This window comes from Paraburkholderia hiiakae (genome assembly GCF_904848665.1).
Lineage (GTDB): Bacteria > Pseudomonadota > Gammaproteobacteria > Burkholderiales > Burkholderiaceae > Paraburkholderia > Paraburkholderia hiiakae.
Genome location: NZ_CAJHCQ010000004.1, coordinates 400,357 through 423,274, shown reverse-complemented (window position 1 = coordinate 423,274; position 22,918 = coordinate 400,357). Strand labels below are relative to the sequence as shown.

General features: G+C 62.7%; 16 protein-coding genes. 4 read left to right on the top strand and 12 right to left on the bottom strand.

Annotated features, from left to right (window positions below):
• Positions 1–97: 97 nt before the first annotated feature.
• On the top strand, positions 98–1,273 hold the full coding sequence (locus tag JMY28_RS11100) for a fumarylacetoacetate hydrolase family protein (protein WP_201695937.1): 1,176 nt from the start codon (positions 98–100) through the stop codon (positions 1,271–1,273).
• Positions 1,274–1,278: 5 nt separating this feature from the next.
• Here JMY28_RS11100 and JMY28_RS11095 read toward each other — a convergent pair whose 3' ends face one another.
• Positions 1,279–2,988 (bottom strand): methyl-accepting chemotaxis protein, encoded by a 1,710-nt coding sequence (locus JMY28_RS11095; protein WP_201695936.1) that lies wholly within the window; start codon positions 2,986–2,988, stop codon positions 1,279–1,281.
• A gap of 420 nt (positions 2,989–3,408) precedes the next feature.
• Here JMY28_RS11095 and JMY28_RS11090 point away from each other — a divergent pair, with 420 nt between their 5' ends.
• A complete protein-coding gene (locus JMY28_RS11090) occupies positions 3,409–4,998 on the top strand; it encodes a diguanylate cyclase domain-containing protein (protein WP_201695935.1) in 1,590 nt (529 codons plus the stop codon).
• A 635-nt stretch (positions 4,999–5,633) separates the two neighbouring features.
• Here the strand turns inward: JMY28_RS11090 and fliG are convergent.
• Together fliG and JMY28_RS11080 are read right to left on the bottom strand one after the other, a co-directional pair.
• Positions 5,634–6,593: a flagellar motor switch protein FliG gene (gene fliG / locus JMY28_RS11085; protein WP_407945493.1), complete on the bottom strand. Its 960-nt coding sequence runs from the start codon at positions 6,591–6,593 to the stop codon at positions 5,634–5,636.
• A 28-nt stretch (positions 6,594–6,621) separates the two neighbouring features.
• Positions 6,622–6,858 (bottom strand): hypothetical protein, encoded by a 237-nt coding sequence (locus tag JMY28_RS11080; protein ID WP_201695934.1) that lies wholly within the window; start codon positions 6,856–6,858, stop codon positions 6,622–6,624.
• 415 nt (positions 6,859–7,273) lie between these two features.
• Between JMY28_RS11080 and JMY28_RS11075 the strand changes: the two genes are divergently transcribed.
• On the top strand, positions 7,274–8,251 hold the full coding sequence (locus JMY28_RS11075; RefSeq protein ID WP_201695933.1) for a chemotaxis protein: 978 nt from the start codon (positions 7,274–7,276) through the stop codon (positions 8,249–8,251).
• A 108-nt stretch (positions 8,252–8,359) separates the two neighbouring features.
• Here JMY28_RS11075 and JMY28_RS11070 read toward each other — a convergent pair whose 3' ends face one another.
• From JMY28_RS11070 to JMY28_RS11050, 5 genes are all read right to left on the bottom strand, one after another.
• Positions 8,360–9,259, bottom strand: a complete 900-nt coding sequence (locus tag JMY28_RS11070) for a flagellar brake protein (protein WP_201695932.1) — start codon at positions 9,257–9,259, stop codon at positions 8,360–8,362.
• Positions 9,260–9,470: 211 nt separating this feature from the next.
• A complete protein-coding gene (locus tag JMY28_RS11065) occupies positions 9,471–10,412 on the bottom strand; it encodes an ABC transporter substrate-binding protein (protein ID WP_201695931.1) in 942 nt (313 codons plus the stop codon).
• Between the two features lie 95 nt (positions 10,413–10,507).
• Positions 10,508–11,533: an ABC transporter permease gene (locus tag JMY28_RS11060; protein WP_201695930.1), complete on the bottom strand. Its 1,026-nt coding sequence runs from the start codon at positions 11,531–11,533 to the stop codon at positions 10,508–10,510.
• Positions 11,534–11,552: 19 nt separating this feature from the next.
• Positions 11,553–13,064: a sugar ABC transporter ATP-binding protein gene (locus JMY28_RS11055; RefSeq protein WP_201695929.1), complete on the bottom strand. Its 1,512-nt coding sequence runs from the start codon at positions 13,062–13,064 to the stop codon at positions 11,553–11,555.
• A 126-nt stretch (positions 13,065–13,190) separates the two neighbouring features.
• Positions 13,191–13,952 carry a GntR family transcriptional regulator gene (locus JMY28_RS11050; RefSeq protein ID WP_201695928.1) on the bottom strand — a complete coding sequence of 254 codons (762 nt, stop codon included), beginning with the start codon at positions 13,950–13,952 and terminating at the stop codon, positions 13,191–13,193.
• Positions 13,953–14,038: 86 nt separating this feature from the next.
• On the opposite strand from JMY28_RS11050, the gene JMY28_RS11045 reads away from it, so the two are divergent.
• On the top strand, positions 14,039–15,337 hold the full coding sequence (locus tag JMY28_RS11045) for an L-fuconate dehydratase (RefSeq protein ID WP_201695927.1): 1,299 nt from the start codon (positions 14,039–14,041) through the stop codon (positions 15,335–15,337).
• Between the two features lie 20 nt (positions 15,338–15,357).
• Here JMY28_RS11045 and tssA read toward each other — a convergent pair whose 3' ends face one another.
• The 4 genes from tssA to tssK are packed head-to-tail and all read right to left on the bottom strand — an operon-like array spanning position 15,358 to position 22,826.
• Entirely contained in the window at positions 15,358–16,473 is a 1,116-nt protein-coding gene (tssA, locus tag JMY28_RS11040; protein ID WP_201695926.1) for a type VI secretion system protein TssA, read from the bottom strand.
• Positions 16,470–20,408: a type VI secretion system protein gene (locus tag JMY28_RS11035; RefSeq protein ID WP_201695925.1), complete on the bottom strand. Its 3,939-nt coding sequence runs from the start codon at positions 20,406–20,408 to the stop codon at positions 16,470–16,472. Before JMY28_RS11035 ends, tssA begins: the two co-directional genes overlap by 4 nt.
• Positions 20,405–21,466 carry a DotU family type IV/VI secretion system protein gene (locus tag JMY28_RS11030; RefSeq protein ID WP_201695924.1) on the bottom strand — a complete coding sequence of 354 codons (1,062 nt, stop codon included), beginning with the start codon at positions 21,464–21,466 and terminating at the stop codon, positions 20,405–20,407. The genes JMY28_RS11035 and JMY28_RS11030 overlap by 4 nt, the downstream gene beginning before the upstream one ends.
• Positions 21,459–22,826 (bottom strand): type VI secretion system baseplate subunit TssK, encoded by a 1,368-nt coding sequence (gene tssK / locus JMY28_RS11025; protein WP_201695923.1) that lies wholly within the window; start codon positions 22,824–22,826, stop codon positions 21,459–21,461. The genes JMY28_RS11030 and tssK overlap by 8 nt, the downstream gene beginning before the upstream one ends.
• Positions 22,827–22,918 lie beyond the last annotated feature (92 nt).

Here is a 22,918-nt window from a genome sequence, read left to right as displayed (position 1 = left end):
GCTCGTCCAGCCTGTTGGATAATGAAGCGTTCGTTTGGACGCGCACGCCCATCCGCCCTACGATGCGTGTCGCCACTCTCACTCCGGAACGCCCGCCATGTCCTCAACATCCGCTTATCTTCCGCATGATCTCGATAACGCGCTGCTCGTCGGGCGCGTCTGGCGGCCCACCCCGGAAGGCGACGGCCCCTGCGTCGTCGTGGTGCGCGGCGGCATGGTCTTCGATATTTCGCAGGTTGCCCCCACCACAGCCGACTTGTTCGAGTACGACGATCTGCTCGATGTCGTGCGACATACGCCCGGCGAGCCGCTCGGGACGGCTGAAGCGCTGCTCGAACACAGCCTCGCGGGCGATCGCCCCGAAGATCGCCCTTCGCTGCTCGCGCCGTGTGACCTGCAGGCCATCAAGGCTTGCGGCGTGACGTTCGCCGTGAGTCTTCTGGAGCGCGTCATTGAAGAGCAGGCTGGTGGCGATCCTGCCAAAGCGCAGGACGTGCGCGCGGAAATCACGAAGCTGATCGGCGCCGACCTTTCGAAGATCAAACCGGGTTCCGCGGCTGCGATCAAACTGAAGGAAGAACTTCAGCGCCGGGGCGCCTGGTCCCAATACATGGAGGTCGGCATCGGCCCGGACGCCGAGGTGTTCTCGAAGTCCCAGCCGATGTCCGCCGTGGGGTTCGGCGCCGATATCGGCCTGCATCCCGCCTCTGCGTGGAATAACCCCGAACCTGAGATCGTGCTCGCGGTGAACAGCCTGGGCGACGTGGTCGGGGCGACGCTCGGCAACGACGTCAATCTGCGCGACATCGAAGGCCGCTCCGCCCTGCTGCTCGGCAAATGCAAGGACAACAACGGCTCGTGCGCCATAGGCCCGTTCATTCGTTTATTCGACGAAACCTTCACGCTCGACTCGGTTCGCGCCACCAGCGTTTCGCTTCGCGTGGAGGGCGCAGACGACGACTTCCTGCTCGAAGGTGTGAGTCATATGCGGGAAATCAGCCGCGACCCGCTCGATCTCGTCTCGCAGGCGTGGGGCCGGCACCATCAATATCCGGACGGTTTCATGCTGTTCCTCGGCACGATGTTCTCGCCGATCAAGGACCGCGACACGCCCGGCGGCGGCTTCACCCATCACCTGGGCGACCGCGTCACGATCAGCGCGCCGCCGCTTGGCGCCATTGTCAACACCGTGCGCCTTTGCACTGAAATCGAACCGTGGACGTTCGGCGTGCGCGCCCTGTACGCCAATCTTGCCGATCGGGGTCTTTTCTAACCCCGTTAGAAGGTTTCCCATTCCCCGCCGGCGGTTGCGGCAGGAGCCGGAGTCTGCGCGAACGCCACGGTCTTTGCCATCGGCTTTCGGCTCGTGACTGCGTTTTTTGGGCGAGTCGCCTGTTTCGGCTTCGATGGCGCCGACATCGTCGCGCGGCTGGAGGGCGGCGCTTCTCCGCCAGTCCGGAAGAAGGCAACCTCCGTTTTCATTCGGTCTGATTGCTCCTGAAGCGACTGTGCAGCAGCAGCCGACTCTTCGACGAGGGCTGCATTCTGCTGAGTCACTTCGTCGATCTGCGTGATCGCTTGATGGACCTGTTGAATTCCCTTGCTCTGTTCGTCGGAGGCTGCGGTGATTTCGCCGACAATATCCGACACCCGGCCAATGGCGCCGCTGACCTTGCCCATGTTCATGCTGACTTCGCCCGCCTGCTGCGCGCCCCGCTCGACCTTGGTGGACGAGACTTCAATGAGGTCCTTGATTTCCTTTGCGGCTGCTGAAGCACGTTGAGCCAAAGCGCGCACTTCACCAGCCACTACGGCAAAGCCACGTCCCTGCTCACCCGCACGCGCCGCTTCCACCGCGGCGTTAAGCGCCAGAATGTTGGTCTGGAATGCGATACCTTCAATCAGGCCGGTGATGTCGGCAATCTTCGCCGAGTCCGAGGTGATCTCACTGATCGTCTCGACCATCATCTCCACCGCCTTGCTGCCTGCATCCGTCATCTCGCGCGCATTGGTCGCGAGCGTATTGGCCTGACGCGCGTTGTCGGCGTTCTGCCGCACAGTCTCCGTGAGCTCTGTGATGCTCGCAGCAGTTTGTTCCAGTGACGACGCCTGCTCTTCCGTCCGCGCGGAGAGATCCATATTGCCTGCTGCGATCTGGCCGGCAGCGACATTCACCGATTCACTCGAATGGCGGATACCCCGGACTGTTTCAGTGAGCCGTTCGCTCATGATTTTGAGCGCACCCAGCAGTTGGCCGATTTCGTCCCTCGACGATGCCTGGATGAAATTGTCGAGCTTTCCCGCAGCTACGCTGTTGGCAACGGACACGGCTTGCACGAGCGGGCGCGTAATCGCCCGCACCAGAACGGTCGCGACGATCGTGGCAAGGATTGCCGCGCAAGCGGCCAACGCGCTCACTAGCCAGATCGTGCGCGTCGCAAGCTCGGCAGCCTCGTCAGCCGCGCGCTTCGCCATGCGCCCGTTCATTTCGATATCCTCAGTAGCGGCCGCCGCGAGTGCGAGTGCTACAGGAAGAAATCGCTGCTTGTATTCGTCCGAGGCGTCCGTGGCGCTTCCCTTTTCGAGCATAGGAATGACTCGATCGATGCTGGCGATGAATAGCGTCAACTGGTCATTCATCTTGTCGGCAAGCGCGCGTTCCTGAGCCGATGTGATTCCGCTCGGGTAGTAGGCGTTCCACGCCGCCTTCACGTAATCCTCGTCGGCTTTGATCGCCTGAGCGCCCTTCTGAAACTCTCCAGGCTCGTTCTGGAGAAGCAGGCTGCGGACCAGCGTAATCCCGATGTTCAGAACGCGGGCGCGAAAATTCGCGACATTCAAGATCGGTTCGGTATTCCCCCGATATGTCTCGGTCATATTCGAACTGAGCGTGCGAACGGCGCCGACGCCAACCACGCCGACAATAATGATCATCAAGACGCAGGCCGAAAATGAAGCTGATAGCCGGGCTCTTATTGTGCCAAACATGATGGACTTGCTCTCCTCAATCTATTCGGGATCGAACGTTCTGGCGGCGCCGCCAATACAACACGGTCACCCGTAAATTCCACTCGTATTTCGTTTCAATGGGCCGTGGCAGGCACATTGCAGAGGTTCGCTGCCGGCCAGGAAATGTGACCGGTACAGGTGGCATTTCGTTGACGCAGCCGATAAAGATGCGTGGTGAAGAAAATGTTTATATCGGAACCAGGTTGCGGAGACTCTGATAGATGTCAATTTTCGAAGATTGAGGAAGAGCGTCCGGCCCTAAAGGAGCGTTGCGTTTCGTCTTCACGTCGATCGCCCAACTATTGCCATCCATCAATCTTTCCTCGCTGCGGTTTGGGAAGGACTTGGCAACTTTTGACACTCTCCTTTAATTCAGGGATTCGCGCAGATGAGGTTAATGTGAAAACCGTGGTCCGTTTGTACAGGGCCAGGATCATTACGGTCCTGGCGACGAGCGCCCTTTTGATCGCGACGGCAGACGTTGGCGCAATGATCGGGCTTGATCGTCTTCAGCGTCACGTCGAGGTGATGATCAACGGAAATATGCTGCCAGTGGTGCAACTGAACGAGCTTCGCGCCGCGGAACTCCAGGCGCGCCGCCGCTTCTGGAAAACCGCGGAACTTCGGCAGCCCGAACGGTTGCAGGAAGCGCTCGAAGGCTTTCAGACCGATATGGACAAGGTTGATACTGAGTGGAGTGCCTACTATCCACGAGGCATTAGCAGTCCGCGCGAGGGGACAATCGCCGAAGAATTGAGGCAATCTTTGCCAAAATTCAAAACCATTATTGCGGTCGCGATCCACCGTCTTCGTGCAGGGCAATACACGTCCGCGATGCAGTGGTTCGACGAGAGCGTTGGCTGCATGGACTATTTCGATACGCTTCTTGCCGACGATATCAGCACAAACGCCGATCAGGCGGCGGGGTTGGTTAAGGAAAGCAAGACGATTTTGAAATGGATGTCACGAGCCGTAATCAGTTTCCTGACCGCTTTCATTTTGCTGGTGGCAACGCTCACGATCTACCTCTTGAGACAGCGGGATAATGCGGTTGTGGAATCACGCTACCAGTCGTGGCTGACCAACCGCGTGTTCGAATTGACACTAGACGGAATGATGGTGACAGACGCAAAAGGACACATCCTGCACGTGAATCAGGCGTTTTCCGATCTCACCGGCTACTCGGCCGTTGAGGTCGTCGGAGGGACGCCGAAGATCCTCAATTCGGGGAGGCAGACTCCAGAGTTCTATTGTGACTTCTGGACGGCGCTGAAAACAACAGGTCAGTGGAAGGGGCAACTGTGGAACCGTAGAAAGTGCGGCGACGTCTACCTGGAATCACTCAAAATCGCTGGCATACGCGACGGCGACGGTCGCTTCTCACACTACGTTGCCGTCATGAACGACATCACACAGCGCTTTCGTCAGGAGGAACGGCTGAGCCATCTTGCGACGCACGACGCGCTGACCGGTCTACCCAACCGAATGCTGTTCAGCGAGCGTTTGAAGCAGGCGATCATCCGCGCGAAGCGGCACCGGAATCAGGTGGCGGTCATGTACATCGACCTTGACGGTTTCAAGCAAGTCAACGATACGCGTGGTCACGGCGCAGGCGATGAGGTGCTGCGGACCGTTGCCGGACGACTCACGCATGGATTGCGCGAAAGTGACACGGTTGCACGCCTTGGCGGAGACGAGTTTGCGATAGTGCTCGAAGACATCGCCCCGGGTTCGGATGTCAAGAGGATCGCTTCGTCACTGGTGACCTCGGTCGGCGCGGCGATCCGGATCGGTGATCGCGACGAATGGGTAACGCCGAGCATCGGTATTAGCATGTACCCCGGAAGCGCAACCGATGCGGAGAAGCTGGTAGAAATGGCCGATCACGCGATGTACCTGGCAAAGAAGGATGGGAAAAACGGCTATCGAATCGCAACGGAATCGCCTGGAACTCAGCCGGAACGAGTGATCGAGGAGTCGATCTCGTAAGGCGTCGCGCCGTGATGTTGTCGGCGCGTCGCTCACTTTCGACTCACCCGGTTCCGCCCTCTTCGCGCTCTCCATTCGCGCCAAAACCCACGATGCGGAGCACCGAAGATCGCGTGCGCATAGGGCGCCCCGGCGCCATGACTTGCGTTGCGCCCGACTACACGAAACAGATACAACACCACGATCGCTATGAGACTGTATTGGAGATTTTTCATTGATATCAGGGAATTCAAGCGCAACAGGAAACGACACGGCGTGGTCGATTTGCGGGTTGTAACGTCAACGCTTATTTCCAACCGTCCTTAACCAGGCAACGATGAGACGAATCCCCTCAACCATTGCGTTTGCAACCATTTCACTGCTTAGCGTGTGCGCTGACGCTCGTGCCGAACGATCAGCGGCTGGCTTGCGCCAGGCTCAGAACCTTGTCACTCAAGGACGCACGCAACTTCAGGTCGTACACAGGCGCCATCCTCACGGATATGGCGGCCACGATGTCAAAGCAGAGCGGTTTTTGAGAATGGCGTCACGCGAACTAAGCGAAGCGGAGGTTTATCGGAAGTACAACCGCGGGAAAAGCTGACGGGAGATGAAAGGCGTACGCGGGCACGGGTACGCTTCCCTCACATTGCGCGTCATTCGACAAACGCGTCTTCCGCGTTCTTTCCGATGACGATCTGGCCGCTCTCCGCAAGGTTTCTGACGACTTGCAGAATGGAACGTTGTTGCTCCTCGACCTCGGAAACCCGAACGGGGCCACGCGCACCGAGATCCTCGGCGAACAGCTCCGCCGCACGTCGCGACATGTTATTGAGGAACTTCTGACGCAATGGCCCCTGCGCGCCTTTTAGCGCAATAATGAGCGTCTCGCCGGGTATCTCTTTGATCAACAACTGGATGGAAGGGTTGTCCAGATCAAGAAGATTATCGAACGTGAACATCTCGTCGATAATCGCCTGAGCGAGTTCGGCATCGTACGCCTTCACATTTTCAAGCGCGCTTTGCTCTTGCCCGCCAGTCATGTAATTCAGAATCTCCGCTGCCGCACGAACGCCACCCATGGCGCTTCGTTTGAGGTTGCCGCCACCAGCCAGCAGGTCCTTCAACACGTTGTCCAGTTCGCGCAAGGCAAACGGCTGAATACCTTCAAGCACGGCGATGCGCAGCAAGACATCGTTGCGTAGCCGCTCGGGGAACGTAGCGACGATTTCAGCCGCCTGGTCGTGGTCGAGATGAACAAGGATCGTTGCGATGATCTGCGGATGTTCGTTCTTGACTAGTTCAGCGATGGCCGACGAGTCCAGCCATTTCAGGCCCTCGATGCCGCTCGTGTCGCTACCCTGAAGAATGCGGCCGATCAGCTGATTACCCTTTTCGTCGCCGAGCGCGCGTACCAGCACTGAACGAAGGTACTCATCCGTGTCTACGGAAATACCACCCAGTTCTTCGGCAGCGAGGTTGAATTGCTCCAATATCTCGCTAAGCTCGTCGCGAGAGGGGGACGCGATTTTTGCCATCGCGGAGCCGATCTTCTGCACTTCCCGAGGGCCAAGCGCCCTGAAAACATCTGCCGCGTGCTCTTCGCCGAGCACCATCAGCAGCAGCGCTGCACGTTCAATCCCGTTACTTGCCATCATTCATCCACTTCAAGATCACCGCAGCCGTCGCGGCGGGATCATTCCGTACGATCTCATCGACACGCTTGCGCGTCTCACTGCTTTCAAAACACATCGCCCGAGATATCGCGGTGCGGAGCGCACCCAGTTCGCCGGCGTTGTCCTGCAGATCGACAACAAAAGTCTTTGCCTTCCTGCACTCGACGGCGGCGTCTAGAAGCAGACGTACGATTTGTTTATCCAATTTCGATTCCTCACGAATTCGTATGCCCGGGCCGTGCCAGCTGTGTCTTTCTGCCGTCGTATAGGGACGGCACGCGTGCTCGAAGCGAGAGGGTGCGGCGCTTCCAAACTTATCGGATGGATGGGTGACGCTGAGGAGCATTCAACGGTGATTCAGTCGAACGTCCGCAGGGACCAGCGAACACGGCCGCTCGATTACAGCATGGTGTCCCTGCGGGAAAATTGATAACCATCAATTTTCAGAACGACGGGCGCGTCGTGTGTGCCGGTGTCGAAGCCGATACGAGGAGTTCATCTCAAGTTTGACCGATGTTAACTTTCCGCCGCGCCTCCGCCCGGCCTTAAGAGCAGTTCCCGAACCGATGTGCCGTTATCCAGTCATGCATCGAACCGATAAAAGGCGAAAAAAGGGAGCTATGAATAATCGACCCCCCGATAGTGAAATCGAAAAGCGCACGAATCTGACCAGCAACAATCAGTTCGAACTCCTACTGTTCAAACTCACGGGATCAAGTGATGAGGCAGCGCAGGAGTTGTATGGGATCAACGTGTTCAAGGTCCGGGAGATCACGATGATGCCCACCATTACTCCGGTTTCTAGTGGACACCCATTTCTCTTGGGGATGTCGGATATCCGCGGACAGGTCATTCCTGTCATTGATCTTTCTGCTGCCGCGGGCCGTATTCAATCGGGCGGCGCCGCCCGCACCCTGATCATCACCGAGTTCTCGCGATCGACGCAGGGGTTCGCTGTCGAAGAGGTCGATGAGATCGTCCGGCTCGACTGGCGCCATGTTCTCCCAGCGCAGACCTACGTCGGAGGAAAGACGGTCACGAGCATCGCGCGGCTCGACGGCGATCGAGAGAACTCACGCCTCGCACAAGTCGTCGACGTCGAGCAGATTCTTCGCGACGTGCTGCCGTCCACGGCTGAAGATGTCATCGAGTCGAGGATCGGCGATCGGATCGTCATGCCAGCGGGCGCCAGAATCCTCGCTGCGGACGATTCTCCACTTGCTCGCACGCTCCTGGGTCAGATCTTCGAGGCGCTCGAGGTTCCGTACGAAATCGTGAAGAGCGGTCAGGAGGCGTGGGATTGGCTAAAGACCGCTGCCACGCGCGCCAAGGACCAAAACAAGCGCTGCCGCGACCTGGTCCCCCTCGTCATTACAGACCTCGAAATGCCGGAAATGGACGGATTCACGCTCACGAGGAAAATCAAGGCAGATCCAACGCTCGCATCGATCCCTGTCGTGATTCATTCGTCGCTCACCGGAGAAGCGAACGAGCAACACGCGCATAGGGCCGGTGCAGATGCGTATGTCGCGAAGTTCGTAGCCGACGAGCTCGCCGACGTTATCCGCGCCTCCCTCGCAAAGATCGAGGCTCAGTGATCGCACAATAGTGCGGTAGTTGCCTTGCGCACGACGTCGAGCCTCCGAAACACTCGACGTCGATACCTCGTTCGTGTACCCATTGGATCAGGTGAGCGACCGGCAAGCTCACATCGCGATTCCACCCGAATAGGCCTCGAAAATGAAGGCCTGCAGGTACCCCTGGACTTCGCTCGGAACGCTCGTAAATTCGAGGCCGATAAGCTGTCCGCTCCCCGACGGACTCACTTTTCTCACCTTTCCACCGAGGTTGATCTGCCTCGCGCGATTCTCAAACGGAAGCGACAATACAACGCTCACGTACTCCCCGCTCGCGAGGGCGGCTCGCGGCAACCGCACCTTTGCGCCGCTCAGGCTCAGGTCCAGCGTCCTACCGTCGATTCCAGCGGTAGATCCATCATTTTGCCGGAGTCTGATTGGCAGATTGGCGCTTACGCGAAGGTGCCTGCGGATCGGAATTCTTTGCGTCTCCTGAGGATAGTCCAGGTGTACCACGCCCACGGGGCCTGGATCCCTGACAAGCACCCGGGTACTAAAACGATAGATATAACGCCCGTAAAGAGCAGTCGCATCGAGCAACTGCCCGATTCGCAGCAGATCGCTCTGACTTTGACTCGACACGAGCAAGCTGATCCCCGGCAGCATCCCCACCCATATAGCCCGAACAGGGATATCGCTCCTTTCTGGATCGGCTAATTGCAACTCCGGTCCCTGGGGCATGCGAGGAAAGGCAGCAGTGGTCGATTCTATGCCACGGTGCAATGCCTCCTCGCTTTCTGTGGGCGCGCCCGTAGTTACGCCCCCAAAAACCTTATCCGGCACCGGGGGGCGAGGCGCTACGCAGTGTCCATCCACTCGCGCGTCGCGCTTTAACAGCGTATTGACCTGCTCTATCGACTCTATAACGTGCCCCGGTGCGAGGAGAAGGCTGCCGTCCGGCGCGTAGACGGGAAATCGCAAAGGCTTGCCGATAACGACGTCGCCTGGTGAAAGTTTCACGCGTGCCATGTCTTCTTCATTGTTCTGAGTGTGTTCATCTGCCAGATGGGGACTAGCCCATTAGCGTAGCGGTCGCGCGCGCCGGATTCTTTGATAATTTCCAGGGATTGGTCCTGCGTGGGGGCAGCGAAGCAAAGAAAAAAGCGGAGACCCGATATCAAATCCGGTCTCCGCTTTGGAAAACAAAGAGGAAGCGCTGCCGCTCTTCCTCCCACACCAATCAGTCGTAAAGCACGGCAGCGATCTTCGGGTCGCTCATATTCGTCTTGTCGTACCAGTAAAAGCCCGTGTCGATTTTCTTCGGCAGCGTCTCGCCCTTCAACGCCTTCGCCGCGGAATCGACGACACACTTGCCGATGCCGACCGGGTTCTGCGTGATCGCACCCGCCATCAGGCCGGACATGATGGCCTCCTTTTGCTCCTTGCCCGAATCGAAGCCGATCAGCACCAGTTTCTTGCCCGACTCCTTCACGCCGATCGCCGCGCCTTCCGCCGAGCCTTCATTGGCGCCGAAAATGCCCTTGAGGTTCGGGTTCGCCTGAATCATGGTCTTGGCAATTTCCGCCGACTTCAGGTGGTCCCCAGCGCCGTATTGCACGGAAACGATCTTGATGCCCGGGTGCTTCGTCTTCATCTCGTTGAGGAAGCCGTCGCGCCGATCGATACCCGTGCGGCTCGTCTGGTCATGCACGATCACGCCGACTTCGCCCGCGTTGCCGATCATCTCCGCCATTTTGTCGGCGGCGAGCGCGGCGGCGGCGAGATTGTCCGTGGCGCAGGTCGTGAGCGGAATATCGCTGTCGACACCCGAGTCGAACGCGATCACAGGGATCTTGCTGGACTGCGCGCGTTTGAGCAGCGGAACGGCGGCCTTGCTGTCGAGCGCGGCAATACCGAGCGCCTGCGGCTTCTTGGCGAGCGCTGCCGAGAGCATGTCGATCTGCTTGTCGACCATGGCCTCGGTTTCAGGGCCTTCGAACGTGATCCGGACGTTGTTCGCCTGCGCCGACTGTTCCGCGCCAGCTTTCACGGCTTGCCAGAACTGATGCTGGAAGCCCTTTGAAATGATCGGAATGTAGGGTTCCTCAGCATATGTCAAGCCAGACACGCCCACGAGCGCGCCCACTCCGATTACGGCACTGATCAGTTTTCTTTTCAACATGACATTTCTCCTCCTAAGGTGGGCCATAGACCTCCAGCCGTTGAGGGAGTCTTGTTTTACTCCCCGTTCTTTCCTTGCTTCTTCCGTCTCCTCTTTCAACGCTTCTTGCGCCGCAAGATATCCGCATAGACCGCGAGGATGATGATGAGCCCCGTCACCACGATCTGCCATTCCTGCGCGACCGACATGATGCGCAGGCCGTTCGTCAGCACGCTCATGATGAACGCGCCGATGATGGTGCCGAGTATCGTGCCCGACCCGCCGCTCAGCGACGTACCGCCGATCACGACGGCCGCGATGGCTTCCAGCTCGTAACCCTGGCCGAGCGCCGGTTGTGCCGAATTCAGACGCGAGGCGATCAACAGTCCTGCAATGCCGCAAATCGCGCCGCCAAGGCCATAAATGGCGATCTTCCAGCGATCGACATTCACGCCCGAAAGGCGCACGGCCTCTTCATTGCTGCCGAGCGCGAACGTATAGCGCCCAAGCGCCGTGCGGTTGAGCGTGATCGAACTCACAATGGCGAGCACGAACAGAATCAGCACGGCGTTCGGCACAGGCACGCTGGGCAGGAAATAGCCGATCAGCGAGTCTTGCGAAATCATGTAGAAGTTTTCGGTGTCGGTGAAATAGATGGGCTTGTCGGACGAGACCACGAGCGAGAGCCCCTTGAGCAGCAGCATCATGCCGAGCGTGGCGATGAACGGCGGGATTTTCATCTTCGCCGTGAGCGTGCCCGAAACGGTTCCGCACAGCGCGCCCGTTGCGATTGCGGCGAGCACGCCAATCCACATCGGCAAATGCCAATAGGTCAGAAACACGCCACAAATCACGGCCGTAAAAGTCATCAACGTGCCGACGGACAAATCGATGCCGCCCGTGATGATGACGAACGTGCTGGCAATGGCGAGCACGCCGTTCACTGCCGTTGCCTGCAGAATGCCGAGGATATTGTCCATCTGCATGAACGCAGGCGAAGCGAAGCTGAAAAAGATCAGCAGCAGGATCAGGCTCGCGAACGCCAGCATTTTCTGCAGCGCAGTAGGCGAGAAAATGCGCGCCCTTAAACCGGCCGACCGTTTCTGATCCGCCAGAGCCGCAGTATCCGATTGCATAGTCATGGATTCGACCTCTTGAGGCTCATGCCGCTTGCAAGGTTTCGCGCAGGGTCGCGAGATGCATGATGCGCTCCTGGGTCGCCTCGCTGGCAGAGAGTTCGCCAGTGATACGGCCTTCGCACATCACTACGATCCGGTCGCTCATGCGCAGGATTTCCGGAAGTTCCGACGAGATCATCACGATCGCCTTGCCTTGTTCCGCAAGCGCGCGCAACAACTTGTAGATCTCGCTTTTCGCGCCAACGTCGATACCGCGCGTGGGCTCGTCGAAGAAAAGCACATCACAGTCGCGCTCCAGCCACTTCGCTATGACGATCTTCTGCTGATTGCCGCCCGAGAGCAGACGCACCGGCTGCGTGGCGGAAGGCGTGCGAATGGCGAGGAGACTGATGAAATGCGCCGCCGTCTTGCGTATCTGCATGCGGCGCAGAAAGAGGTTCAGCGAGAGGAATTTGCCGAGGTTGGACATCACGATGTTCGACTCGACATCCATGCCGGTCGCGAGACCAAAGCGTTTGCGGTCCTCGGAGAGATACCCGATGCTGTGCGCGACCGCGTCGCTCGGCGTTTTGATCGACACCTTCGCGCCTTTCACGAAGATGTCGCCGGATTCGACCGGGTCCGCGCCGAAAACGGCGCGCGCAACTTCGGTGCGGCCCGCGCCCATGAGTCCCGCAAAACCCAGTATTTCGCCCTTGCGCAACGTGAAGCTCACGTCCCTCACGAGCGGCCCGGCGTTCAGATGCTTCACTTCGAGCGCGACCTCGCCCTGGTGCGCCGGACCCTGATACGGCGCGATGTCAGCGAGCGTTCTGCCGACCATCATGCCAATGACGGCCTGCACGCTCGTATCGGCGGCGGCGACGGTGGCCACGTATTCGCCGTCGCGCAGCACGGTGACGCGATCGGCAATCTGCTTGAGCTCATCCATCTTGTGCGAGATGTAGACGATCCCCACGCCCCGCTCTTTCAACTGGCGAATGATGCGGAAAAGCTCGGCGATTTCCGCGTCGTTGAGCGCGGAAGTCGGCTCATCCATGATCAGCACGCGCGAATCGTACGACAGCGCCTTGGCAATCTCGACCATCTGCTGACTCGCGACGGTGAGTGAGCCGACCACGGTGCGCGGGTCGAGTTGCACATGCATACGGGCGAGGATCGCGCGCGCCTGCGCATTGAGTTTGTCTTCGTCGAGAAAGAGGCCAAGACGCCCGCGCGGCTCGCGGCCGACGAACATGTTCTGTGCGACGGTCAAATGATTCATCAGCTGGAGTTCCTGATGAATGATGCCGACGCCCACGGCCTGGGCCTCGCGCGGACTCGCAAACGCCACGGGCTGGCCATCGTAGAGAATGTCGCCCGAGTCGCGCGTATAAACGCCCGCGAGAATCTTCATCAACGTCGACTTGCCCGCGCCGTTCTCGCCCATCACCGCGTGCACCTCGCCCGCCATGAGCTCGAATTGCACTTCGTGAAGCGCTCTCACGCCGGGAAAGCTCTTGCTCAGCTTGCTAACGGAAATGAGCGGCGTCATGGCGCAAATCCGCAAAGAAAAGCCAGACACATTACCGGGGCCCCTTGATTCCGTGCGCGGCGTTGCTTGCGGCGCTGCACGAAGGTGGTTGAAGTACGGTCGCTGCTTGACGTAAGCCTAAGGTGCTTAAGGCGCAAAGAGATCCGGCCGCGCTTTCGCGGACCGGTGCAACTCCTCGATCACCTGATCGAGATGGTCGTGCATGGCTTTTGCCGCCGCGTCGGCGCGGCCGGCGCGAATGGCCTCGAAAATCCGTTCGTGTTCGTCGAGCGTATGCACGAGACGCTCGGGACTCGCCAGCAATTGCCTTGCGCGATCCAGCGCATTGCGCGACACCGCAACGATCTCTTTCACGCGCGGCAGGTTCACCGCGTCGAGCAAGATTTCATGAAACGCGAGATCGAGTTCATGAAACACGAGACGCTGATCGTTACCGGCAACCTTGCGCTGCTCCTCGAGATTGGCTGCTAGTGCGTCGATCGTGGCGCTGTCCTTCATGCGCGCGACACCACGCACCGTTTCGACTTCGAGCGCGCTGCGAATGAACAGATGCTGGCGAATATCGTCGAGCGCGATCGGTTTGACGCGCGTGCCGCGCTGCGGCAAAACTTCGACGAGACCCGCGTGCGCGAGCTTCGCCAGCGCGGCGGAAACCGGAAAGCGCGACACGCCCATGCGTTCGCAGACCGCCATCTTGTCGATCATCATTCCGGGTTCCAGCGCGAGCGTCACGATCGCTTCTCTCAGCGCCTGCTCGACCGCATCGGTCAGGCTGCCGCGCTCACCGCCCCTGATCTTTTGCAGTGCGACATAAGGATTGCCGGCGACACTCGCCACTTCCGATGAAGAGTTCACGGCGCGCTTGATTTTAAGAAGACATGCTAGCATGCTAGGTAGCAGATTCAGCGTTGTCAACGCGTGCAAACGCCTGGTTTTCCCCTACCCGAAAGCCGTCCCTTCCATAGGGAGTTCGAATGACCACGATCAGCAAGCTGTCCGTTCGCGATATCCGCTTTCCCACTTCGCGCTCGCTTGACGGTTCCGATGCCATGAACGCCGCGCCGGACTACTCAGCCACTTACGTCACACTCGAAACCGATTCTCCAGACAAATTCACGGGGCACGGCCTGACATTCACCATTGGGCGCGGCAATGAAATTTGCGTGACGGCGGTCAACGCGCTGGCGCCTCTCATCGTCGGAAAGCGGCTCGAAGACATTACCGCAAATATGGGCGCGTTCTGGCGCGCGTTTACTTCGGATAGCCAACTACGCTGGATAGGCCCGGATAAAGGCGCGATCCATCTTGCCACTGCGGCGGTCGTCAATGCGGTGTGGGACCTGTGGGCCAAATCGGTTGGCAAGCCCGTTTGGAAGGTGCTCGCCGACATGAGCCCCGAGGAACTCGTGCGCTGCCTCGATTTTCGCTATGTGACCGATGCGATCACGCCTTATGAAGCGTTAGCCATCCTGCACCGCCACGCGAAGACGAAGGGCGCGCGCGAAGCGGAAATGCTCGCGCAGGGCTATCCCGCCTATACGACCTCGGCTGGCTGGCTAGGCTACGACGACGACAAGATTCGCCGCCTCGCACGCGAAGGCGTCGCGCTGGGCTGGACGCATTTCAAGCAGAAGGTGGGCGGCAATCTCGACGAAGACGTACGGCGCGCACGCATTCTGCGCGAGGAAATCGGCGAGAACCTGAAGCTGATGATGGACGCCAACCAGGTATGGGATGTGGACGAAGCGGTGGCGAACATGCGGCGTCTCGCGGAGTTCGATCCGTGGTGGATCGAGGAGCCGACGAGCCCCGACGATATTCTCGGCCATGCGGCGATTCGTCGGCGTTTGGGGTCGATTGGGGTTGCCACGGGCGAGCATTGTCAGAATCGCGTGATGTTCAAGCAACTGCTACAGGCCGAGGCGATCGATTTTTGCCAGGTGGATGCCTGCCGATTAGGTGGACTGAACGAGGTGATCGTCGTGCTCCTGATGGCGGCGAAATTCGGTATTCCGGTGTGCCCACATGCGGGCGGCGTCGGACTGTGCGAGTACGTGCAGCATATTTCGCTGTTCGACTATCTATGCGTTTCGGCTTCGCTGGAGAACCGGGTGCTCGAGTATGTCGATCATTTGCATGAGCATTTCGTCGATCCTGTCGTGATACGCAATGGGCGCTATATGCCACCGCAAACGCCCGGCTATAGCATCGAAATGAAGCCGGATTCGCTGGAGAAATACACTTTCCCTGATGGCGAGGGGTGGGGGCCTTAGGCGGGCGGCTGGCTGGCTTGCTACCCTTGCTCACTCTCGGGCAGCAACCCAAGCGCTGCCCCCAACGCTCTGCCCCGCTCACCCGCCATCAACTCGGCCAGCAACTCCGGCAATGGCTTGCCGCCCCAATCAAGCGCCCGTTTGAGCATATAAGGCACAGGACTGTGTGGCTCATAGCGCATGAGATAGTCCGCGACAATGGCCAGCAGCCTGTACGCCTCATCGCGCGACTGAGGCGTATCGAGCCTTCCCGGCCCCTTCGGTTCCTGCGCCGCGCCAGCCGCAGCAACCTGAACCGCAGCAGGCTCGACTACCGCCTGTTCCTGAATCGGTGCGGCCTCAACCATCGGTAGGTCCTCCCACTCGGGATGCTTCGTGAGCCAGCCTCGCAACACGCTCTCCATGCGCTCTAACGTCTCCAGCAGCGCACCGAACGACGGAGCTTCCGCGCCGAGCCGCTGCGTGCACCACGCGTCCAGCTTCGCAATCGGTGCGCGGGCCGCGCGTAGCGCCTGCAACTGGTCGCGTAGCGCGGCGGGCGACGCGTCGTGCGCAGCCTGCGCCAGTGCCTGCGCCAACCGTGCGGCTTCCTCGCGCTTCGCCGCGGGCACGTCCTTGCGGTCCTTCACTGCAACGGCCTCGCGCTGCGCGCCTTGCCAGCGCGCAAGCGTCAGCGCCGATCCATCAGGCCCCGCGCACAGCGCGATACGCCCGCCGAGCAAGGTCGGGAACTGCTGGGCAACCCATGCGAGCGGCGCGGCCCGAAAACCCAGGTCGCCGTCGCGCGGCAGCGGATGGATGTCGTCCCAATAGCGCGCACACAATTCGCTCAGCAATGCGAAGCAAGCCGGCAATGCAACACAACCATATCGTTGCAGCCAGCTTTCGCCCAGCCATGCGGCAAGCGTCAGGTCCTTGCTACGGCGCGCGAGGAGGTCCTCGCAGCCCGCCTCGACCGCAGCCCAATCGGCGACCTTGAGCGTGGTTTGCCAGATACCCGCTGGCAATGCCGGGTCGTCCTCGCGGCGCGCCGCCTTGATCGCGTCGAAGGCAGCGTCGTGCAGCAGCGAGACGCCGGCTGGCGCGCTGCCCGGTATCGGTTGAACGAGTGCTTCGATGTCGAATGCCGGGTTCATCCGCGCCCCGCCTGGGTGTTCGAGGTGCTCGACGGATACGGTCCATCAGTCACCGCGGGCGCCCCGTACACACTGTAGCCCGGCGCCGCGTAGGGCAGATCGGGCCACGTGAGCGCCGTTTTCGACGCGCCCGTCATGCCCACGCGCATGAACATGCGCGCGGTTTGCGTGCCGCCGTTGCGGTCGCGCACCGGCACGCTCAGCACCATGCGTGCGTTGCCCGCTCCCGTGCCGGTATCCACGCCATCATCCGGCACCGCATGCAGGCGCACGAGGCGCAACAGCGACCATGTGTCGTTTGCCGCCCAGGTGGCGGCTTCGCCATCGACGGACAACGTCGGTTGCGAAGCGTCCTGCATCGGCCGCCACGGGCCGTCCTTCGCCCAGCGCAGGCTGAGCGCCGCGGGCTGGCCCGGCGCCCAGCGCAGCGGCGTGCCGGCCACAGCGGGCCAGGCGAGCATCTGGCTGCCGCTCGCGAGCGACCACTGGATCACCTGGTCCGCACCGGCTTCGTCGGCGCGGTCGATGCGCCAGTCCACCGCCACGTCCACGCCCACGAGCGCGCCGTCCGCGCCGCGCGCCACCAGCGCGTCGAGCCAGGGCTTCGCGCGCGCGAGCTTCGCCAGAAACTGCTGCGCACCCGCTTGCTGGCCGCCGCTCGCCGCCGCGGCACTCATGCCTCGTTGCGCGTCCGCGAGTTTCGCATCGAGCAGCGCCACGAACGTCGCCGTCTGCCGCAGGTCGGCGGCCTGCGCGTTCGCGTCTGCGGAGAACGGGAAGCGGCCGGCCAGATAACGCGCGAAATAGCTGCGCAACTGTTCATAGGCGTCGCCGCCGGTGCCGATCTGCAGCCGGTAGCAGCGTTCGCGCGCGGACGAGACGAGCCGCATGCCCGCGCTCGAGACAATGTCGCCCGTGCCCGGCACATCGACCTGCGCGAGCGACGCGCTGCATGTGTCGAGGTCCATCTTGTCGAGCTGGTTGGAGATGATCGACGGCACCGCCACCAGCGCGCTCGCCGGGCTGCGCGCGCGGTACTGCGCAAGGTCCGCGAAAAGCGCCTTCCAGCGCGCAACGAGCCGCGCGTCCGCAGTCGAGAGCGGTGGGTTCTGCGCCGTGAGCCAGTCAAGCGCGCTCGACGCGAGCGTGGCCGTGTCGGCCACCGCGCCCGCCTGGGCGGCGAGGTAGGTTTGCAGCGCTTCGGGTGTCGCGGCGCCGAAGGCGCGCATCGACCCGCCGGCGCTGCCGTTCCAGGCCGAGAAGTCGCCGCGCACCGGTCGAAACGGTTCGAGCGATTGCAACTGCACATCGGTCGAGCGCAGCACGTCGAGTGCAGCGTCGCTTACGCGCAAGGCCACCGCCTGCGCGAGATCAGCGCGGCCGAGCGAGTCGAACGCTTCCACAAGATCGGTCGCGTTCTTGCGCAGCGTGTCGAAGGGCGCGCCTTGCGTTTGCGGCGCATAGGCGACGTTGCGCGCCCCACCCGGCGCCGCCGGTGCCGAAAGCGCGGCCACCATGCTGTGCACGGTTGCGTTGCCCGCGGCGGCGAGCAGCGCGCCGCGCCATGCTTCGGGCGCCTGCGCAAGAAGACCCGCGGAATATTGCTTGTAGGCGGGCAGGACTGCGAGCGCGCGCTGCGCCGAGTCCGCGTCCACGCCGCGAATTTCGGCCGCCGCGTTGCCCTCGCCAGCAACGAACGACTGGCCGAGCAGCGTGCGCAACGCATCGCGCAGCGGCAGCAGGTCCGGCGCCAGTTGCAGCCCCGTGGTGGGATCGGAGGCCAGCACACCAGGCAGGTTGCCGCTTGCGAGCCAGCGTGCCGCGAACGCGCTTTGTTCGCTCTGCTCGTGCTCCAGCACGCTCGCCACCGGCGTCGCGCCGATCAGGCGCAGGGCTTTTGCCGTGTCGAAGGTCGCCGTGAGTCCCGGCACGAGTTCCTGGCCGTGCGTGCCCGCCCAGCCGTGGTCAGCGGTATCGACCTGAGTGGCGAGCGTGTCGATGCGCGTGGCCAGTTCGGAAAGCGCAGCGGTGGTGGGAACCGCGCCGGGCGCCTTGAGATCGGCGAGCATGGCCTGGATTTGCGCGGCGTTCGTCGTGAGGGAGGAGTCCTGATAAATATCGTCGAACCAGCGGTCGAAAGTTTCCTCGAAGCACACGCTCGCGCGCGCTTGCGCGGTGCGCGCCTCGGTGCCGTCGAACGTCAGTTGTCCGCCTTCCACCGCGGTCGCGCGCACCGCGTCGTCGAGCCCCGCGCGGTCGGCCACATGATCGGGCGAAAAGCTCACACCCACCGCGCCGCGCATGAGTTGCGCGAGCATGACGGTGTTGCCCGAGTCGCGCTCCACCAGCTCGTTGTAGTTCGTGATCAGCCGCTCGGTCTGCGCCGCGTTCGTGACGAGCCGCGTGCCCTGCGTGTACTCGGGCAGGTCCTGGGAACGCCGCGCGGCGGCCGTGAGGTTTGCGTTCGCGCCCGATGCAACGGTTGCGTCATCGCAGTTCAGATCGGCGAGACGGCTGACGAGCCGCGCGCGCAGCGGCGTGAACACGAGCCCGCTCAGCACGTGGTATTGCGCGTCGTCGAGCCGGCGGCGCAGGCCGAAATACGACAGCGGCATGAACGGCGTGGCGAGCTGCCAGCGCGGCACCTTGACGAAGGCGTTCGCCGCGCTGCTCAGCGCGTTTGCCTGCGCCGTTTCGCTGCTGCTCGCACCCGCTTCATGCCACGCGGCGCTCGCGAGCGCGAGCGCGTCGTAGTTGCTGGCGAGCATGCGCGCGTCGCTGCGCACGTGCCACGTGGTCACGCCGAGCCCCACGCACCAGCACACGCCCAGCGCGATCGCGGCGAACGTGGCGATACGGTAGCGCCGCATGCGCAGCGCGAGCACGCGCGGGATAGCAAGCGCGAGTCCCTGCCCCGGCATCAGCACGTCGTGCCAGAGGCGCGATGCGAAGGCCGGCGCCGCAGCAGCGCGCGCTTCCTTGCGCGCCGCATTCGTGATGGCGGGCTCCTCGCGCTCCTGCGCCTGCGGCATCGCGCCCACGCACCAGATGCCGCGCATGAGCGGCGCGGTGCCGTCGGCGGCGCCGCGCAAGGTCGGTTCGATGTGCTCGCGCAATGGCTCGCGCAGCGTGTCGAGGCGCTGGGGCAGCAGGAACACGTCGCCGTCCAGCGTGCCGTCGAGCGTGCCCATTTCGGTGACAGTCGCCGCGAGCGCGCGGCTCATGTCGGCGAAGGCTTCGTCCACCCAGGCGGGCTCGAAGGCGCGCCGTGGCGCATACGGGGAGGCCCAGCCCAGCGGCGTTTCGATGCGCTCGCGACGCAGGCGCGCCGCGAGCACGTCGAACCCGGGCAGCGCGTCGCAGCCCGTCACCACCACGTAGAGCGGCAGCATCTGCCCGAGCTGGCGTTGCAGCGCGAGCACCGTGCGCGAGGCTTCGAGCGCCGCGTCGGTGTCCGCGCGCGCTGTGCCGTTTTCGTCGATGAGCGTGTCGAGCGCGATCACCCACACGAGCGCGTCGAGCGGCCGGCCCGGCCGGTTGCGCAACAAGCCGCGCAGCAAACGTCCGCCGGTTGAACCGCGTCGGCGCTCGGCGGCCGCGCGCGCGCCGAGCGAGTCGCCCGGCTCCGCAATCAGAATGCCTTCCGCGTCGTGCCAGAGCCTGCCGAACCAGGCCGGCTCGCCAACGCTCGTGAGGCGCCAGCCAAGCGCTAGCGCGTCGAGCGCCGCCGGTGCGCCAGTGGCCAGCACGCGCGGCACCGAGTACGGGTCGCGCACGCCCATCGCGTTGTGCGCCGCGCGCATCATGGCGGTGAAATTGCGCAGCGGCCTGCGTTCGTCGCGAGCGCGCATCCAGCGCACCACCAGCGCGACCGCGAGCCCCACGATCAACAGCGCAATCAGGACGATCAGGACGACTACGAGTGTGGTCGTCATGGCCGGGCTCCCGGTGGCGTAACGTCCGGGCTTTCTTCACTGGCTTCGTCGGCGTTCCGCACGCTCACCGTGACGATGCGCCGCGCCGCGAGCGCAAGCGTGGCGGGCGGCGTCGTGGAAACCGTCGGCGCCGCGGGTGTGTCCTGCGTTTGCGGCACGCCCGGCAAGTCTGCGGGCGGAGCCGGCGGCCGTAGTCTGCGCATCGTCCTCGCGCGCGGCAGCACCATGCCCGTGGTGCTCGTATGGCTTATCTGCGACGGACGCCCTTGCACCATCGACACCGTTTCAAACTGTTCGAGCGAAGGACGCACAGGCGCCGTCGCGTAGCGCCACAACAGTTGCGACACGGCGAGCAGCACCGCGAATCCACCGCCCACGAATAGCGCGAGGCGTGCGCGGTCTGGAAACATCTGCGTGAGCGGCCGTGTTTCGCGCGGCGCCAGCGCGGCGCGTTCGAGCGGCGCGCCAAGCCGGTTGGGCTCGGGGTCGCGCTGCATGGCGAAAGCAAACAGCGCGTGACGCAACTGGTCGTGGCGCAAGGCGCCCGCCTCGCCGCGCAGGCGGCCTCGAAAGCCTAGCGTGAGGCAGGCGAGATAGACGTTGGCAAGATCGCGCTGCGCCGGATCGCGCTGCGCGAGCAGAGATTCGATAGCGGCCGGAATGCGCTCGCCCGCCGCGCGCGTGCCAAAAATGCGCGCTTCGAGCGGCCAGGTCTCCCACACGCTCGCGCCATTCCACGCCGAAAACAGCAGCAATTCGTCGAGCAGCGCGACATAGGCGTATTGCGCGGCGGCAATGTCCGCTTCGCCGGCCGCCCCGGTCCACGCCATGGCGTCGCGCGCGAGCTTGCGCGTGGCGGACTGCAACTGCGTGGCGAGCGTGTCCGCTTCGCGCTGGGGATCGGCGGGTGGCTCTGCATTGGCGGCGTTTGCTGTATTCGCCGTGCTCGCCGCCTGGGCGACCGCGCGCAGGCGCGCGTTCTCCGCGAAAGCGAACGCCACGACGAATGCGCGCATGAGCGGCAGGCGCTCGTCGCTCGGATCGCTGGTATCAAGCATTGTCGGCTCCCGCGTGGCGCGCGTCGTCGGCGGCGTCGCCCGTGGGCGTGAAAAGCTGCACGGCCCAGGGCGCGCGGCCTGGCACGGTCGTGCGGACCTCGATGCACAACGGCTGCGCGCGGTCGAACCATGCGTCCTCCACGGTCACCGCGAAGAGCGTCGTGTCGTCGCCCGTCGCGTAGGCTGCGCGCTCCTCGCGCGCGAGGCGCCGGCGCGCGAGGCCCCGCATGCGCTGCCGCGCGAGCGTGGGCACGTAGGGCCGCGACGCGACGACGGCGTGATCGAGCCACACGCTCGCGTCGTGCTCTCCGGCGTCAGCCGGCATGCGCAACCCGATCACGAGTTCGCGCGCAACGTTGCCGCCGCTTTCGAACGGCGGCGCGATCCAGAAGCTGCCGCCCTCCTCGGTGAACGCGCGTACGCGATATCCCTGGCGGATCGTCGCGAGCGCTTCGTCCGCCCACTCGAGCAGTGGATCGAACGACGCAAGGAGTGCCATGTAATCGAACGTCGCGAATGCGGGCACGCCGCGCGCGGGGCGCAGTGCCGCGAGCGCGCCCGTCATGCCGGCGACGACGCGATACAGTTCGGCGGGATGCGCGATGCCGGTGACGAGCGTCGCCTCCACTTCGGGCAGGCGGCTCCAGAGCGCGCAGAGCTGGCGCTCGATCTGCGCGGCGTCGTCGCGCTCCTCCGCACGTTGCGCCGCCTGCAGACGCCCGGCCAGGAACACGCATTTTTCGCGCACGCGCAGCAAGAGGCGCATCACGCGTTGACCGAGCACCGAGTCGGCGCGCACGAACGGACACGGCGGCGCGTAATCCGCAATCGCCACACCGCCGCCCTGCTGCCTCACACACATGAGCGGCAGGCGGTCGAATTCGTGACGGCCGAGATCCGTCATGAGGTGCAGGCGCGGCGTCCACGTCGTGATCGAAGCCGGCTCGCCGCCTGATACAAGATCGGGAACGTCCGGACTCTCGCGCTGGGTGTAGCGCCCGGCCTGGGGATCGAGTTGTCCGCCGCGGTACAGCGGCGGCACCGCAAGATAGATCGTGAGCGCTTCATCCGGCGCGCTGAACGCGTGGCTCACGTCGACCTCCAGCACGGGGTCGTGCGGCGTGTGGCGAATGGCGAGCCCGTCGGCCAGGATCGCCTCCAGCGCGCTGATGCGCACGAGCCCCTGGGCAAGCCCCGCGGCGTCGTGTTCGAGCGAGAGCACGCCCCAGTAATGCGCGCGCGCGGCGCCGGCCAGCAGCGCGGCGTGCCCCGCGGCGTGCAGTGCCTGGGTCTGGAAATGCTGCGGCAGCAAGGGCATGCCGTCGAACCAGCAGACCGGATCGGGAAACGAAGTTCGCATGATGTGTTTGCTTTCTATTGCTAAACGTTTCGTCGTTCAGTGTTGCCGCGCCATTTCATGGCACATTCGCGCGGCACATTCGCGTGACATAT